This window comes from Paenibacillus assamensis DSM 18201 (assembly GCF_000422445.1).
In the GTDB taxonomy this organism is placed as follows: domain Bacteria; phylum Bacillota; class Bacilli; order Paenibacillales; family Paenibacillaceae; genus Paenibacillus_B; species Paenibacillus_B assamensis.
Genome location: NZ_AULU01000017.1, coordinates 17430 through 34149, shown reverse-complemented (window position 1 = coordinate 34149; position 16720 = coordinate 17430). Strand labels below are relative to the sequence as shown.

Genomic DNA, 16720 nt, shown 5'->3' with positions numbered 1-16720 from the left:
ATGTAGAGATTAATTGTAAAAATCGTTACTCACTAACCTCTAGTTCGATGACTGATCGAATGGGTGGATAAGGTTCCAACTGTTCGAGTTTAGCTTTAATTTTTACTTTCTGTCCAATTTCCAACTTATCTTACAACTCCTTATCAATAAGTTCATTGGGTTTCTTTTTAACGGCTTCTTCTTTGGAAAGGTTAGGGATGATGAGAATAATATGGGCCTTTTCCCAGCGCATCTCTTTCTCTGCAATTGTACCCTCATAAAGACGAACTATATTTAATTTTCAATCCGTGTTAAGAGAACTGGTATTTTCGCATGTCCGTATTTATACGAAAACAGTTTGTGTTTTGAAATATCAGTACTCAACTTGCCTTCTCTCGTGGACTATGACACTATATACAGATACATTGTAAGTCGAAAAGAGTGGAGGAATAGCAGAAATGGAATTGCCTAATTGTCCAAAATGTAATTCATCATATACGTATGAGGATGGAGCGTTACTCGTGTGTCCAGAGTGTGCGCATGAATGGTCTCCGCAAGCAGAAGGCGAGAACAACGACAGCGAGCGTGTGATCAAGGATGCAAACGGCAACGTGCTGCAAGATGGGGACACGGTGTCGGTCATTAAAGATCTTAAAGTTAAAGGCAGCTCTTCGGTTATCAAAATCGGTACGAAGGTTAAAAATATTCGCCTTGTTGATGGCGATCATGATATTGATTGCAAAATCGACGGTTTTGGCGCAATGAAGCTGAAGTCGGAGTTTGTGAAAAAGGTGTAGTAGGGCAGTATTTACGGTATCATCTATATCCACTGAAGCATGGATACTTGGGTGAGTACTTGCCTATTCACTGTATTAGCACACGTATCCGTACACGCATAAGCAGCATTACAGCGGTATAGCATTACGAAGAACCAATATCCATACAGAGTACCAATATCCATACAAAAAAAACCGGGCAGCATCAAGCTTCCGGTTTTTTGATGTCATTTTCGATTCGTTATTATAGGTGAGGAAATAAGGATAGTAGTGACAATCGTGCAGTTATTTAATCGGAATTTTGCTATTTTAGGGGTAATCATGACAAAAATACATTTATTTTTGCAGCATTTCTTCGTTATGAGCATAATCGAGAAAAATAACTGCACATTTGTCGATATTTACGTATATTTTCTACTTTCGAGCGAAAATAACTACACTTTTGCGCATGTTGGATGGTTTGCAGCTTGAGATTATCTTGAGATTTATCTTGAAATGTATTTTGAGCTATACCTTAAAATATAGCGCCTCAACTACAATCCAACCCATCAGAGCCCGTGCTCTATGAATCACGCTGCCTAGAAGGCAAGTGCAAAAAGATAAATATGAGCATCCAAAGGATGCAGCCCAATAAAATATAAAGCCCGCTTGCAGAGACGTCTATGCCTTCAGGGCTAAGTAGGATTCCCGTAAAAAAGCCTAACACCATACTAATCATAATTTCCAGCACTTTCAGCTTCATCTCAAGTCTCCTTTACTTGAAGTAGTGTCTGTCGGCAACTCAAACGGCCCCGAATACTATTTATATTCAAAATACGTTACTATTGATTCAGTTACTATCTGCTCTATATTCAACTATTTACCCATGTAAGTTTCCGATACGCAGCAGGAGTGCATCCTGCAAATTTCTTAAACGTTTTTATAAAATAGCTAGGCTCACTAAATCCAAGCTCATTGCTTATTTGTGCAATTGCCCAATCGGTACACTCCAGCATTTGCTTGGCCCATTCCATCTTCAGGCGGGGGACAAAGGTGGAGAAGCTTTCACCCGTTTCTTTTGTAAATAAGCGACTAAAATAGCTCGGACTAACGTGGCAAAGATCGGCCATATCCGCAAGCTTGATCGTGTCGTTTCTATGCGTGTATATATAGTCAAAAGCAGGCTGAAGTAAGGAGTTAGAAGCCGTTTTATTACTGTTTAAATGGGAAGAAACTGCTTCAACAACAAGGTCTCCACTTGCCGACTGTTCATTTGAAAATGGTTGGTTTAACAGCTTTTCATTTAATAACGGCTTCAATACTGATTTGTCCGACATTTGTTCATAATGCTCTGGCAGCCTAGAAGATGCCAAGGGACTAACATATGATTTTGGCAGTTCAGAACGATGGTCTGTCCCAGAAGCATGCACTTCTATTGCAGAATGCTTTTGCACGACGGAACGTTCTTGCAGCTCAGAAGCATGTACTGCTTGCACTCTAGAAGAACTCGCCGCCAACGCCTGGCGGTAGCTTTCAATCACAGTATTTTTATCTATCGCTTCTTCCACCATATAGTTGCACAAATGATACAGCATATCGGAAATCGTCGTAACCTCATCATAGGTCAGCACCGGAAGCGCGGCATATTCTTGCTCCAAGCTGCGGAACTTATTATCTGTTTCCGCACTAGGAGCGCGCGTTACGATTTGTTCCAGCTCAACCGTAGTGTCATCTTTCAGCAGCACTTGGCCGGCCATAATTGCACCAATATATTGATCGTGCACGATGATCGGAATGGCGATATCTATAATATTAAAGTGGCATTTATAAATATAAGGCTTATTCAATCGCACTGCATCAAGCCCGCCTCTGGCATCACATTTTTGACAGTAGGGAGACAAGGCTTCATCTTGACGCACTGCCTTGCAGAAGCTTTGGCATTGACTGTGCTGTGACACGGGGACGCCTTTGTAGTCGGTCGTAATGATGGCCATTTTCGTGACAAGAGATAGGGAGTCCTGCAGCTTCTGCCACTTTTCCAGGTCGATAATGTTGTCCAATTGAAATTGTTGCGAGCTCATGCTGTTCACCATCTTCCATTTATACGCTTGAATTAAGTATAGCATGATATTACTATGCAAGGACAAGATAGTCCTATTTGTGCCTGCCTATTCACTAAATACGATATGAAAACGCTTTATTTAGGTTTCATTGTTCAATGATCTTAGCATTGGGTAATCCTATAATAAAAGTATACTTCCGAATCATAATAACGAAGTTGTATGAAGTGTTGATGAATTTTGTCGATTTATGTCGATGTTTGATTTAAATCTCACCAACCAAATGACACGACCTATATGTACTACCTGAATGTCACTTTCTATTTTAATAACAAATAAACTATTTACTTACAGCACAGGAGGATGAATAGCATGAGAAGAGCGTTTATTAGTCCAGCTAAATATGTTCAAGGTGAAAATGAAATTTTAAATCTTGGGTATTTCATCAAAACATTTGGTGAATCCGCTTTGTTGATTGCTAGCAAAGATGACGCAGCACGCGTAAAAGATAAATTAGTACACACCATGCAAGAGTATGGGGTTACGATTGTTGAAAGCGGTTTTAATGGAGAGTGTTCTCGTCAAGAAGTTGCTCGTTTGCAGCAGCTGGCGAAAGAGCATAATTGTGCTTGTACGATCGGCCTTGGTGGAGGAAAGGCGATTGATGCGGCGAAATGTGTAGCTGAGGGCGAAGCGCTTATTATTGTGCCGACGATTGCTGCGACAGATGCGCCGACAAGCCATTCCGCAGTATTGTATACACCAGAAGGAGAGTTCGACGACTATGCTTACTTCAAGCAAAGCCCAAGTGTCGTATTGATTGATACGACGGTTATCGCGAATGCACCAACGCGGTTCCTAGTAGCGGGCATGGGTGATGCGCTGTCTACTTATTTTGAAGCAAGAGCAACAGCGAAATCCTACTCTAACGTAAACGCAGGACTTCCATGCGGACGTATTGAAGGTGTAGGCGAGCCAGCAAAAGGAACAAAGGCTGCGCTTGCATTAGCGAAGTTGTGCTATGAAACTCTGCTTGAGGATGGTTACAAAGCGAAGTTGGCTTCAGATGCAAACATCGTGACAACAGCGCTTGAAAATATTATCGAGACGAACATTTTGTTGTCTGGTCTAGGGTTTGAGAGCGGTGGCTTAGCAGCTGCACATGCGATCCATAACGGCCTTACAGCATTGGAAGGCGCGCATCATTATTTCCATGGCGAGAAAGTCGCATTTACGACTATCGTGCAATTGGTGCTTGAAAATGCAAACAAAGAAGAGCTAGACGAAGTATTGGGCTTCTGCGTTTCAGTTGGGCTGCCAGTCTGTCTTGCAGATATCGGTGTTCATGAAGTAACAAGAGAAGAATTGATGAATGTAGCTGTAAAAGCGTGCATCCCAGAAGAATCGATTCATTCGATGCCATTCCCGGTAACTCCAGATGATGTCGTAGGAGCCATTATTGTGGCGGACCAATTGGGACAGCAATATAAGACGACTGTCAATTAAGGCAATAGCTATTTTAGAGGTTGTTCAAAAAGCCGATTTATCGAATACGTACTAATTAAGGTAAGAGGTGTCTTCTATGAAAAAAATAATGAATCAACCAGAAACGCTCGTACGTGAAATGTGCAGAGGCATCGTGCTGGCGCATCCAGAATTGGAGTTCAATAGCAAATATAAAATAATTAAAAAGAAAGACATCAACGAAGACAAAGTAACACTGATTAGCGGAGGCGGCAGTGGTCATGAGCCTGCGCATGCGGGATTCGTCGGCAAAGGGATGCTGGATGCAGCGGTATGCGGCGACGTATTTGCCTCTCCTTCTCAAATTCAGGTGTATCAAGGTCTCAAAGCTTCAGCTAGTAAAAAAGGGACTTTGATGATCATTAAAAATTACAGCGGCGATATGATGAACTTTAAGAACGCTGCTCATCTTGCTGGCGAAGACGGATTAGTTGTTGACTACGTGAAAGTCGATGATGATATCGCTGTAGAAGACAGCTTGTACACGGTTGGCAGACGCGGCGTTGCAGGTACGGTATTCGTGCACAAAATTGCTGGCGCAGCAGCGGAAGAAGGCAAAGAGCTGAGCGAAGTGAAGGCGATTGCGCAGCAAGCGATTGATAATACGAGAAGCATCGGCTTCGCGCTTACTTCTTGCACAGTTCCAGCAAAAGGCACGCCAACGTTCCAATTGAACGATGACGAGATCGAGTACGGCGTCGGCATTCACGGTGAGCCGGGCATTCGCAGAGAGAAGATTGCTTCAGCGGATGTGCTTGCGGGCAAGATGGTCGCGGACCTCATTCGTGATATGAAGCTGAGCGGCAGCGAGCATCATGAGATTGCGCTGTTAATCAATGGATTTGGCAGCTCGCCATTGCAAGAGCTGTACTTGTTGGCTAACTCGGTCGTACATGCGTTGAAAGATAAGAACATTACAATCTTCAAAGTGTTCGTCGGCAACTATATGACGAGCATTGATATGGCAGGCGCTTCGGTAACGATTATGAAGCTGAACGAGCAATTGAAGCACTACTTGCAAGCTAGCTGTGATACGCCAGCACTTCAAGTGAACGGCGAGTTTTTGCCGGTGCAGATTGAGGCAGCAGAAGAGGAGTCGCAATCCGATGCGGAGGTATCGTTCCGCTGTGAGACGGATTCGAAATATGCTGTTGTCCAAGACAACAAGTTCTCCTTGAACAACTTGATCTACCTTGTTGATAAAATGAGCGAGATTATTATTGAGAACGAAGTTCCATTCTGTGAGCTGGATTCGCACGCGGGTGACGGTGACTTTGGCATGAGCGTAGCGAAAGGCTTCCGCCAATTGAAGCGTGAATGGGCGGAGATTATGGAGCATCATACGACGAACATCGGTGATTTCCTGCATGCATGCTCCCTCGTTATTATGGAGCACTGCGGTGGCGCTTCCGGCCCAATCTGGGGATCGGCGTTCCGTGCGGCAAGCAAGGCGGCTGGCGATAAGACGGAACTGTCTGCTCCAGAATTCGCGGCAATGATGCAAGCTGTTGTGAAAGGTATTCAAGATACAGGCGAGCGTTCCTTCGGACGCGGAGCCGTTGTAGGGGATAAGACGCTGGTTGATGCGTTGGCTCCATTTGCGGATGCTTGGGTACAACGTGCAGAAGCAGGCGATGATATGAAGACAGCGGCAACGAAAGCGGCAGAAGCGGCTGTACAAGGTGCGAAGCATACGGAGACGATTGTTGCTCGTATGGGACGCGCGGGTACAGTAGGCGAGCGCAGCCTTGGCTACCCCGATGCGGGAGCGTACGCGTTGGGCGTTATTTTCACGAAGCTGGCTGAAGAGATTAAATAATAGACAATCGAAATGTACGTTATGAACTGAGTGGCTATAAAAAATCTATAACGATGCATAATAATGACATTTTAACAGTGAGTGCCAACCTTCCATTCCACGTACTAGTGGAGCGGAAGGTTCTTTTTTTATTCCTCTTTTATGTGTTGACGAAGTCAGGCCGTTTGGATGCCTCGATTGGTCGTTCTACACGAAAAAGGTATAGGACATTCTGTTCTCATCATAACGTTATTCATAGACCTAGAAGTAGGCAAAGAGTACAACAGCTAGGAGGATGACGATTATGGCCCAAGCAGGTGAGCCGGATAACCGATCAAAGAAGTCCGAAAAAGCAGGTTCCTCGCCACAATCGCTTAACAGTTTTTTAGAAAATTATCAAGAAGTCCGTAAATACGTTCCTTTTCGTGGATTGTATGATCCTTGTCCGCCACTTCCATATAAGACATATGTAGTTCCTATCAATCAATATATTAATTTTCAGCCGCCCAATTGGCCTCAATTTCCGTTTAATCAAGCTCTAAAGCATGGTACCTTGTGGCCTTTTTTGTACAGCTCGTACCAATCGCAACGAGGGGGTACGAAAGATGAACAATGAACTTTTTCGAACACCTGAATATCATCGGGATTTGCGAATACTGCAAGAGGTTGATTTCATATTGGTAGAGCTTAATTTGTACTTGGATACGCATCCAAGCGATGCCCAAGCTATTCAGCAGTTTAACCATTATGTAGGCGAGCGCAAGAAACTGGCCGATGCCTTCCAAGCTCGCTATGGACCACTGATGAATTTTGGGCATTCTGCTTCTGGTACTCCATTTACATGGGCGGAGACGCCGTGGCCGTGGCAGGTGTAGAAGCGTATAACACGTACAGCAAAGGGTGAGGTGATTACCGTTGTGGGTCTATGAAAAAAAGCTGCAATATCCTGTACGAGTAAGTAAGTGTGATCCGCGCATGGCGAAGTTTTTGTTGGAGCAGTATGGAGGGGCTGATGGGGAACTTGCAGCGGCGCTTCGCTATATGAACCAACGGTATACGATACCGGATAAAGTAATTGGACTGTTAACAGATATCGCGACCGAGGAGTTTTCCCACTTGGAAATGATCGCTACAATGGTGTTCAAACTTACGAAGGATGCAACCCCGCAGCAAATGGAGGAAGCGGGACTAGGTGCAAACTATGCCGCTCATGATAACGCACTGTACTATAGCAATGCTGGGGGTGTACCTTGGACGGCTACCTATATTCAAGCCAAAGGCGATCCGCTCGCTGACCTTTATGAAGACATTGCCGCGGAGGAGAAGGCGCGTGCTACATATCAATGGCTGATCAATATGACTGATGATGTGGATTTGCAGGATAGTTTAAAGTTTTTGCGTGAACGTGAAATTGTGCATTCGCTCCGTTTCCGTGAAGCAGTAGAGATAGTGAAAGACGATCAAGGGACTAAGAAAGTGTTCTGATTCATGGCAGCCTTATTAGTAGGGAAACGATATTGTTATATAAAATGAAATCAGCCTGTAGGTTAACGCGAAAATCGTATATCCTACGGGCTTATGGTAGTAGTGCAAGCAAATGCAGAAAGCGGGCAAAGTACATACATCACTTTTATCGTGATATAATTGCTGTAGAAGGGATATTTATTTCAGACTTTCAACCCTTCAAATTTTAATTATCGGAGATGTGTTTACTTATGATCATCAAATTCATTCGTTTGCGTTAATGAGAGGTACAGCGATATAGGCTCAAGTCATTTTGATGAAATTGACCTGAGTTTATTTAACTGTGCCTTTTTCATTCTCTCAAATTTGAATGGATGAGGTGTTTTAGTTGTGTTTACAAATAAAATCAAAATAGATAACAGTATCCGTTTGTTTACTGAGTATGGGACTATTTTTGCATGTCCGATTTGCTCACAATCGATGGAAGTGCAAGCTCGCAGCTTAGTTTGTGGAAATCGTCATAGTTTTGATATTGCCAAGCATGGCTATGTGAATATGCTATCCCGTACTCACACAACGAAATATGATAAGCAATTGTTCACGGCTCGTTCAGCTATAAGTGCAGATGGATTTTTCGCGCCGATGATCGAGGCAGTGTATGCGGCGATTGCACGTGCAGTTGGACCTACCGTTAATGGATTGAAAATACTAGACGCAGGGTGTGGCGAGGGCTCCCTTTTGTCCGACATTCAGAGAAATTTGATGGAGCATTCGCATGGTAAACATCTTGGAGTGGGAATCGACATCGCGAAGGAAGGAATCAGTCTGGCTTCTAGAAAAGGAGCACGAGACTCAGTTGCTTCAAGAGCACTTAAAGGATATCGAGATCATGAAGATCTGGATACTATCTGGTGTGTAGCCGATCTTGCTAATTGCCCATTTGCTGATCAATCATTTGATGTGATTCTAAATGTATTATCTCCTGCAAATTATACAGAATTCCAGCGGCTACTTGTGAAAGATGGTTGCATTGTAAAAGTAGTTCCGAATCGTGCATACTTGCAGCAGTTGCGGGGATTACTTTACAACCAAGTGGATAGTAAGGTTTATTCGAATGAACAGACGTTAGCGTTGTTTAGGCGCCACTTTGAACTACTAGATGTTCAATATATTCAATATGAATATGCATTAAATAGGCATCAATTGAGACAGTTAATTGAAATGACCCCGTTAGCGTGGGGAGTACCAAAAGAGAAGATACAAGAAGTGATACAGTGTGATTCAATGCAGATAACCTTTGATTATTGTATTTTGATCGGGAAGAAGAACAGCCAATGAGCTGTTCTTTTTTATGCTCTGATTATTGAGGAAATATTTTTCGATATATGAAGCAGTGGCAAATTAACAACATAACTTAGATAAATTGATAATAACTTTAAACTGTGTTCGGTTAACGCTTAGTATAATATTAATACGCTTTAACTATAGGAGGTGGAGTGCATTTAGTAGGGAGGAATAGAGAGGCTAGTAACGCTTATTTGTAATGAAAAATGAACACTATTCGTAGAAATGGGAGTGACCATGAGATGAGAAAAATGATAATCGTTTTAACTACGCTTGTTCTGCTGTTATTCGGGGCAGCTTCTGCTTTTGCTGCAAGCCCAGCTACTAGCACTTTGAGTAGCATCGTAAATGACCCTGCCTTCGGAATTACGGCTGCCTATACGGGTAAAGATGCGAATGGAAATCATCATGTGCAATTGTCTTGGGACAATCGGGGCAGTAATGTGACTTCCTATACGGTGTATCGTTATCCAACTTTGTATCCATGGGGTGGAGAAGTAGCAGCAGGATGCGCGAACTTGACGACGACAAGTTGCGAGCATATTAGTACGGCATATGGTCAATATGGATATGTAGTAAGAGCGTATTATCAGGATGGAAGTGTCGTGCAGTCCAAGCCAGCAATCGTAAATATTCATAAATACTCGGGTTCCCCAGCAACACCTGTCATTTACGCAACAGAGCCTGTTAACGGCAGCTTTACCGTTGGTTTCAACATCACGTCTGGCAACAACGCTGATAGATGGGAGTTGAAAGAGAATGGACAAGGTGTCCTTTTATCTCCGAACTATACAGGTTCATTGATTGATAATGGTCAAGAGCCTCAACATGCCTCCCAAGCTTTTTACAACAAACCTTCAGGAACTTATGTATACCAAGTAAAGCTGATTAATTCTTATGGAACTTCACTTTCATCGACGATAACGGTGGTTGTACCTTAATTGAATCGTGTTCTTGCTGCATGTTTGATGCAATTGCAATGAATGCACCTGATAGGAGACAGTTCCTGCTTAGGCGGGGACTGTTTTTTGTTGGTGGAGGATAACGTTCATGTTCGTGCTCGCAGTGCGATATAATGAACGAAAGCTACCATGAATTTCATTTGATATACCGTAGAATTTATAATTTTCCATATAGACATATAAAAGGAGACTTCTATGCATTCAACGATAATGGATACACAGGAAGAAGGCAGTGTGGATCGCATAACTATTGTTCCCTTAGGTGATCGAGCTCTAATCATCGATTGGGGGGGCGGCATTGAGCGTGATACTCACGAGCAAATTCGTACCTTTTGTGTGAAATTGGAGCATGCTGCTATAGCAGGCATCATCGAACTTATACCTTCCTATACAACGATCACAGTAGTCTACGATCCAATGGAACTATGTGATCCAGCGACTGGTGCGCACTGTTATCGTCGCGATGGTCAGATCCTATACTCTCCGTTTGAGCTTCTAAAGGGAATTATGGAGGGAATGCTTGGCTCGCTGGCGTCTACCGTGAAGTCCACCACCGTAGATCTTGCAAATGCCACTACTTCTATTACTGTCACAGATGCTGTAAATAATGCCGCAAATATAGTAGACATTCCTGTTTGTTATGGTGAAGCGTTTGGACCGGATTTGCTAGAGGTAGCGGAGCATACAGGATTGAGCCCGCAAGAAGTTATTGAGCTGCACTGCGGTCAATCTTATTTGGTCTACATGGTCGGCTTCGCGCCAGGGTTTCCGTATCTCGGAGGCATGGATGAACGGATTGCGGTACCGCGTCGAAGCTCCCCACGGACTGCTATTACACCTGGTTCAGTTGGTATTGGAGGAAGCCAGACGGGAATTTATCCATTGGCTACTCCTGGCGGATGGCAGTTAATCGGCAGGACACCGTGCCAATTGTTTCGACCGGATCATCAAGAGCCGAGCTTGCTAAAGATGGGCGATATCGTTCGCTTCTACCCGATTGAGCCTGAACAATTTGCGGAATGGAAAGAGGATGAGCAATGAGCCTAACAATAGTTAAGCCGGGTTTGCTTACAACGGTGCAAGACTTAGGCAGATATGGTTACCAGCAGCAAGGCGTTATTGTAAGCGGAGCGATGGATACATTTGCGCTGCGAGCAGCAAATATATTGGTGGGCAATGCAACGGATGCAGCTGCATTGGAAATTACGCTGCGTGGGCCAGCGATTCGCTTTGGGGTGGATGCGCTTATCGCGATTTGCGGAGGGGTTTTATCACCGACGATTAACGGTGAAGCTGTAGCGTTGTGGCGGCCTGTCCTCGTAAGAACAGGTGAAGTGTTGGAGTTTGGAGAGTGCCGATCAGGTGCGCGGGCGTATTTGGCAGTAGCGGGCGGTATTGACGTGCCGATGGTGCTGCAAAGCCGCAGCACGTATTTGCGTGCAGGTATAGGAGGGCATGAAGGCAGAGCTTTGCGAGCCGGAGATGTGCTATCTATTGGTGCAGCATCGAATCTGGCTGTTTGTTATATGAAGGAGCGTCAAGCTGCACTGCAAGCAGTCCCTTTCCTTGCAGCTACTTGGTTTATTGGCTATACAGCTCAACCAGCTTATCGTTATGAACCTGTTATTCGTTACGTACGAGGGCGTGAATTCGCGAAGTTTACGACAGAGAGCCGAGAGGAACTGGTTCATCGACGGTTCCGTATTAGCCCTCAATCCGATCGAATGGGATATCGCCTTGAGGGAGGCGCACTTCGCTTGGAAGCACCTGTCGAGTTGTTATCAGAAGCTGTGTCATTCGGGACGATTCAAGTGCCGCCAGACGGGAATCCGATTGTATTAATGGCAGATCGGCAAACCGTCGGCGGCTATCCGAAAATCGCACAAGTGGCAAGTGTGGACCTTCCGGTACTAGCTCAAATGAAGCCGGGAGAACGAATCCGCTTTACCGAAATTTCACTAGAAGAAGCACAGCAGCTGTATATTTCAGCACAATTATCATTGCTACAGTTAGCAACATCCGTTCAGCTATATATGAAGACAGGAGGTCCTCGTTAAATGTATACGATAGACTTGAACTGCGATATGGGGGAAAGCTTTGGTGCCTACACGATCGGCAACGATGAGGCTATTCTTGACCTCGTAACGTCCGTGAACATCGCTTGCGGCTATCATGCGGGCGATCCGCGAACGATGCGGCAAACGGTACAGCTGGCCTTGCAGAAGCAGGTAGCGATTGGGGCACACCCTGGGCTGCCTGACTTAGCAGGCTTTGGCCGCCGCAATATGGCGATTACGCCAGAAGAAGCATATGATATGACCGTTTATCAGATCGGTGCCTTGGAGGGTTTTGTTCGTGCCGAAGGTGGAACGATGCAGCATGTGAAGCCGCATGGAGCGCTGTACAATATGGCCGCTCAACAGGAGAAGCTTGCCATAGCGATTGCCGAAGCCGTGTATCGAGTGAATCCAGAACTGGTGCTGTATGGGCTGTCTGGCAGCAAGTTGATTCAAGCTGGTGAACGCATTGGATTGCAGACGGCGAGTGAAGTATTTGCGGATCGGACGTATTGTCGAGATGGAAGCTTAACACCGAGAACAGAGCCAGATGCACTGATCAGTAATCCAGCCGAAGCTGCTGCTCAAATCCTCCAAATGGTCACAACAGGAACGGTTCGTTCGCGTGATGATGTAGAAGTGAAGTTGAAGGCAGAGACGATCTGTATTCATGGCGATGGGGAGCATGCAAAGGTGTTTGCCAGCCATATTCGGGACATGCTCGTAGCGAAAGGGATACAGCTGCAAGCTGTTGGGCGGCGTGCGATCGAGTAGTTGCATTGTATAAAAGAATGCATAAAAGAAGGCGCAATCGGCGTTCGTTACATGTATGACAGGGAGCGGGAGACAGCAGCAAGTTGCACAACAGTGCTAGCGGAGCGAGAACGTTGTTCATTTATTTTACAGGGGCAATTTACTGTTTCATATTCGTTGGGGAATTTGCGCTAACGGTTATTGTCAAAAGGCTAATTCGCATATAGCTAACGGTTGCAGTAGAGGCTAATTTGCCTATATTGACGTATGTTGAAATGTAACGAACACCAGCGCGCTTATTTGCCAGATGGAGCGATAACATTTTTCGATATTGCAAAATAGGCTCTCCCACAACCGTTACACTTCCACAATGGACGATTTCACGAAAATAACGGCAATGGCGCTCATTAGAGGAAGTTGTCCATGATCATTCTGTAAGAAACCACACATAATTTTACTCATTGTTATTGACATGGAAAATTAGGGTGTGTTATATAAAAAAGAGGGATTAGCACTCTATGTCATTGAGTGCTAACAGTGACAGGGTGATGAGCAGATCTGCATCTAAGATCGAGAGCTCCTTTTTCAACTCACAGCCCTATACAACGAACAAGACAACTACATACACATATACATTTTATTTTCCAATCTGAAAGGAGACTTCTTCATGGCTAAAAAACAGTTCAAAGCAGAATCCAAGCGCTTGCTCGAAATGATGATTAACTCTATCTACACGCAGCGTGAAATCTTTTTGAGAGAGCTTATTTCTAACGCTAGTGACGCGATTGACAAAATGTACTACAAAGCACTTGCTGATGAGTCTGTCGTATTTGAGAAAGAGAACTACTATATTAAAGTTGCAATCGACAAAGACAAGCGCACGTTGACGCTTACCGATACAGGTATCGGGATGACGAAGGAAGAGTTGGAGAACAACTTGGGGGTTATCGCGAAGTCTGGCTCGCTTGCATTTAAGACCGAAAATGAAATCAAAGACGGACACAACATTATCGGTCAATTCGGTGTTGGCTTCTACTCTGCCTTCATGGTTGCGGATGTCGTAACGGTTGTAAGTAAAGCGGTTGGCAGCGAAGAAGCATTCAAGTGGGAGTCTAAAGGTGCGGACGGCTACACGGTTACAGCAGCTGAGAAAGCAACTGTAGGTACGGAGATTACGCTTCGCATCAAGGACAACACGGAAGAAGATAACTATGATGAGTATTTGGACGAGTATCGTTTGAAAGCGATCATTAAGAAGTACTCGGACTTCATTCGCTATCCGATCAAGATGGATGTGACAAGCCACCGTCCAATCGAGGGCAGCGAAGATAACGAGCTTGAGACATACACAGAAGAGCAAACGGTTAACAGCATGGTTCCGATTTGGCGTAAAAATAGAAGCGAGCTGACGACCGAGGACTACGAGAACTTCTATAATGAGAAGCGTTACGGCTTCGACAAGCCGTTGAAGCATATTCATATTAGTGCAGACGGTGCTGTGGTATATAACGCGATTCTATTTATTCCAGAAAATACGCCGTTCGATTACTATACAAAGGAATATGAGAAAGGCCTTGAGCTCTATTCCAACGGCGTTCTCATCATGAACAAATGTGCGGATTTGCTGCCGGATTACTTTGGGTTCGTGAAAGGTATGGTCGATTCAGAGGATCTGTCGCTTAACATTTCCCGTGAAATGCTGCAGCATGACCGTCAATTGACGCTTATCGCGAAAAATATTAAGAACAAGATCAAGTCTCAATTGCAAAGCTTGTTGAAAGACGAAAGAGAGCAGTACGACAAGTTCTATCAAGCTTTCGGCAGACAGTTGAAATACGGCGTATACAGCGACTACGGCATGAACAAAGACGTGCTGCAAGACTTGCTCATGTTCTATTCTTCCACAGAGAAGAAGCTAGTTACGTTGGATGAGTACGTATCGAGAATGAAGGAAGATCAGAAGTACATTTACTATGCTTCTGGCGAGTCGATTGAGCGTATTGAGAAATCGCCGCAAACAGAGCTTGTATCCGATAAAGGCTACGAGATCCTTTACTTCACCGACGATATCGATGAGTTCGCGATCAAAATGATCATGAGCTACAAAGAAAAAGAGTTCAAAAACGTATCGAGCGGTGACTTGGGCATCGAAGCGGACGAGAATGAAACTTCTGCGGAAGAAGAGAACGACAATAAGGAACTGTTCGAAGCGATGGCTGGCTTGCTATCAGGCAAAGTGAAGAACGTTAAAGCATCCAAGCGTTTGAAGTCCCATCCAGTGTGCTTGTCCACGGAAGGTGAATTGACGATTGAGATGGAGAAAATCTTGAAAGCAATGCCGAACAGCCAAGATGTTCAGGCTGACAAAGTGTTGGAGATTAACGTCAACCATGACGTGTTCGCATCTTTGAAAGCGGCGCATACATCTGCTGACCAAGAGAAGCTGGCATTGTACACGAACTTGTTGTACAGCCAAGCATTGTTGATCGAAGGCTTGCCGCTGCAAGATCCAGTGGAGTTTACGAACAACATTTGCAAAGTGATGGTGTAGGTTGGAGGTAGACATTCTCTACAATTTAAAACAAGAGAGCTGTCGTTAAGGTGGATGGTGAGCAGTAAGTAATCATTTAGTGATTGTTGCGTATCAGTCTATTTTCTTAAAATGATTCACGTAACAAGGTATCATTCGTTTACCCTGACTCGCAAATGGATAACCCGTTCCGGTGCACGCTGGAGCGGGTTATTGTGCTAATTAAGGGCATATTGCGCGAACCTGTAGCGCACATAAATTCCCTGGGAGGTTCGCGATTGCGCTATGGCGCGGGTTACGAGCCTTTTTATCCTATTTTGGGCTAGAAAATGTTCTGAAAAAAGGGAGGTTCGCACTTTTAGTGCCCTGATCCCTTGTGTTATGCTAGCTGAAAAGACACCTGTCGCTCTCTACGCGAGAGCGTGGATTGAAACCCCTCTGACTCTATTCATCACTTTTTTAATTAGAGTCGCTCTCTACGCGAGAGCGTGGATTGAAACTTGTTATCTGCTATTACCGGCTTTGCAATATCGGTCGCTCTCTACGCGAGAGCGAGGATTGAAACCGTTTATTCAATATGGCTTTGTTGCTCATTTGTATGTCGCTCTCTACGCGAGAGCGAGGATTGAAACATATCAAGTGATGCAAGATTCTGTGAGCGAATAAGTCGCTCTCTACGCGAGAGCATGGATTGAAACACAACGAGACAGCCGTTATGCTCAGAAATAGTGCGGTCGCTCTCCATTACTAGCCGATTTAACCATAATAAAACTTAACGTGAACTACTAATGGATTGAGTGAAAATCTTTACTTTTCAATGATTTGATTTGGTGCGAACCTGAAGTGCACATAAAATCCCTAGGGTATTCGCACCTGCGCAGTGGTGCGGGTTTTGAACATTTTTCTTATTTTTGCACGTTGGAAAATGGGATGAAAAACGAGATTCGCACTTTTGGGCCTCTGAGCCCTTGCGGAGTAAGGGCTCAAGAAGGTCGCAGTCACTCTCTACACGAGAGTGTGGATTGAAACTTTAGAAGATACAGTGTTTGAAATAGAAGAGTTAATGAGTCACTCTCTACACGAGAGTGTGGATTGAAACTACATCATGCCGCCCATATACCCAATTCCTGAAACGTCACTCTCTACACGAGAGTGTGGATTGAAACTCTAGTTGTTCCACTGTGAGAATGGTCTTAGGAGGGAGTCACTCTCTACACGAGAGTGTGGATTGAAACTCTAGTTGTTCCACTGTGTGCGTGGTCTTAGGAGGGAGTCACTCTCTACACGAGAGTGTGGATTGAAACAAACCCTTAGCGAATACTCATTAAATATAGCATACGTCACTCTCTACACGAGAGTGTGGATTGAAACCTCGCTGCCATGGGATGTTAGAAATGCAGTCTCTGTCACTCTCTACACGAGAGTAAGGATTGCCAAGTGATGGACTAACACAACTGATAAGGTATAATAAAGATAATCCGTGTCTGGCACGTA

Annotated in this window: 14 protein-coding genes and 2 CRISPR repeat arrays; of the genes, 12 read left to right on the top strand and 2 right to left on the bottom strand. The window is 44.5% G+C overall.

The window, feature by feature from the left end; all coding sequences use genetic code 11:
* Positions 1-437 precede the first annotated feature (437 nt).
* Complete coding sequence (locus H580_RS0110755) at positions 438-776, top strand: zinc ribbon domain-containing protein YjdM (protein ID WP_028594791.1); 339 nt, start codon at positions 438-440, stop codon at positions 774-776.
* Positions 777-1317: 541 nt separating this feature from the next.
* On the opposite strand, the gene H580_RS23985 is transcribed toward H580_RS0110755, so the two are convergent.
* Positions 1318-1497, bottom strand: coding sequence for a hypothetical protein (locus tag H580_RS23985; protein ID WP_036605066.1), 180 nt, complete (start codon positions 1495-1497; stop codon positions 1318-1320).
* Positions 1498-1606: 109 nt separating this feature from the next.
* Positions 1607-2815 (bottom strand): PocR ligand-binding domain-containing protein, encoded by a 1209-nt coding sequence (locus H580_RS26650; RefSeq protein ID WP_028594790.1) that lies wholly within the window; start codon positions 2813-2815, stop codon positions 1607-1609.
* Between the two features lie 351 nt (positions 2816-3166).
* Here H580_RS26650 and H580_RS0110740 point away from each other — a divergent pair, with 351 nt between their 5' ends.
* From H580_RS0110740 to htpG, 11 genes are all read left to right on the top strand, one after another.
* Positions 3167-4300 carry a glycerol dehydrogenase gene (locus tag H580_RS0110740; RefSeq protein WP_028594789.1) on the top strand — a complete coding sequence of 378 codons (1134 nt, stop codon included), beginning with the start codon at positions 3167-3169 and terminating at the stop codon, positions 4298-4300.
* 76 nt (positions 4301-4376) lie between these two features.
* Positions 4377-6137 carry a dihydroxyacetone kinase subunit DhaK gene (gene dhaK / locus H580_RS25850; RefSeq protein WP_084509149.1) on the top strand — a complete coding sequence of 587 codons (1761 nt, stop codon included), beginning with the start codon at positions 4377-4379 and terminating at the stop codon, positions 6135-6137.
* 283 nt (positions 6138-6420) lie between these two features.
* Positions 6421-6732, top strand: coding sequence for a spore coat associated protein CotJA (locus H580_RS26190; protein WP_157282849.1), 312 nt, complete (start codon positions 6421-6423; stop codon positions 6730-6732).
* Positions 6722-6991 carry a spore coat protein CotJB gene (locus tag H580_RS0110725; RefSeq protein WP_028594788.1) on the top strand — a complete coding sequence of 90 codons (270 nt, stop codon included), beginning with the start codon at positions 6722-6724 and terminating at the stop codon, positions 6989-6991. Before H580_RS26190 ends, H580_RS0110725 begins: the two co-directional genes overlap by 11 nt.
* A gap of 40 nt (positions 6992-7031) precedes the next feature.
* Complete coding sequence (locus tag H580_RS0110720) at positions 7032-7601, top strand: manganese catalase family protein (RefSeq protein ID WP_028594787.1); 570 nt, start codon at positions 7032-7034, stop codon at positions 7599-7601.
* Between the two features lie 369 nt (positions 7602-7970).
* Positions 7971-8918, top strand: coding sequence for a putative RNA methyltransferase (locus tag H580_RS0110715; RefSeq protein WP_051217395.1), 948 nt, complete (start codon positions 7971-7973; stop codon positions 8916-8918).
* 248 nt (positions 8919-9166) lie between these two features.
* A complete protein-coding gene (locus tag H580_RS0110710) occupies positions 9167-9865 on the top strand; it encodes an early set domain-containing protein (RefSeq protein ID WP_028594785.1) in 699 nt (232 codons plus the stop codon).
* A gap of 216 nt (positions 9866-10081) precedes the next feature.
* Entirely contained in the window at positions 10082-10927 is an 846-nt protein-coding gene (gene pxpB / locus H580_RS0110705) for a 5-oxoprolinase subunit PxpB (protein ID WP_245583541.1), read from the top strand.
* A complete protein-coding gene (locus tag H580_RS0110700) occupies positions 10924-11943 on the top strand; it encodes a 5-oxoprolinase subunit C family protein (protein ID WP_028594783.1) in 1020 nt (339 codons plus the stop codon). The genes pxpB and H580_RS0110700 overlap by 4 nt, the downstream gene beginning before the upstream one ends.
* A complete protein-coding gene (locus H580_RS0110695; RefSeq protein ID WP_028594782.1) occupies positions 11944-12717 on the top strand; it encodes a LamB/YcsF family protein in 774 nt (257 codons plus the stop codon).
* A gap of 646 nt (positions 12718-13363) precedes the next feature.
* The gene (htpG, locus tag H580_RS0110690; RefSeq protein WP_028594781.1) at positions 13364-15247 is read left to right on the top strand and encodes a molecular chaperone HtpG; all 1884 of its coding nucleotides are present in this window, start codon (positions 13364-13366) and stop codon (positions 15245-15247) included.
* Positions 15248-15628: 381 nt separating this feature from the next.
* Positions 15629-15924: direct repeats of the CRISPR family, unit length 32 nt.
* A gap of 298 nt (positions 15925-16222) precedes the next feature.
* A CRISPR array of direct repeats spans positions 16223-16663; the repeat unit is 32 nt; unit sequence GTCACTCTCTACACGAGAGTGTGGATTGAAAC.
* Positions 16664-16720 lie beyond the last annotated feature (57 nt).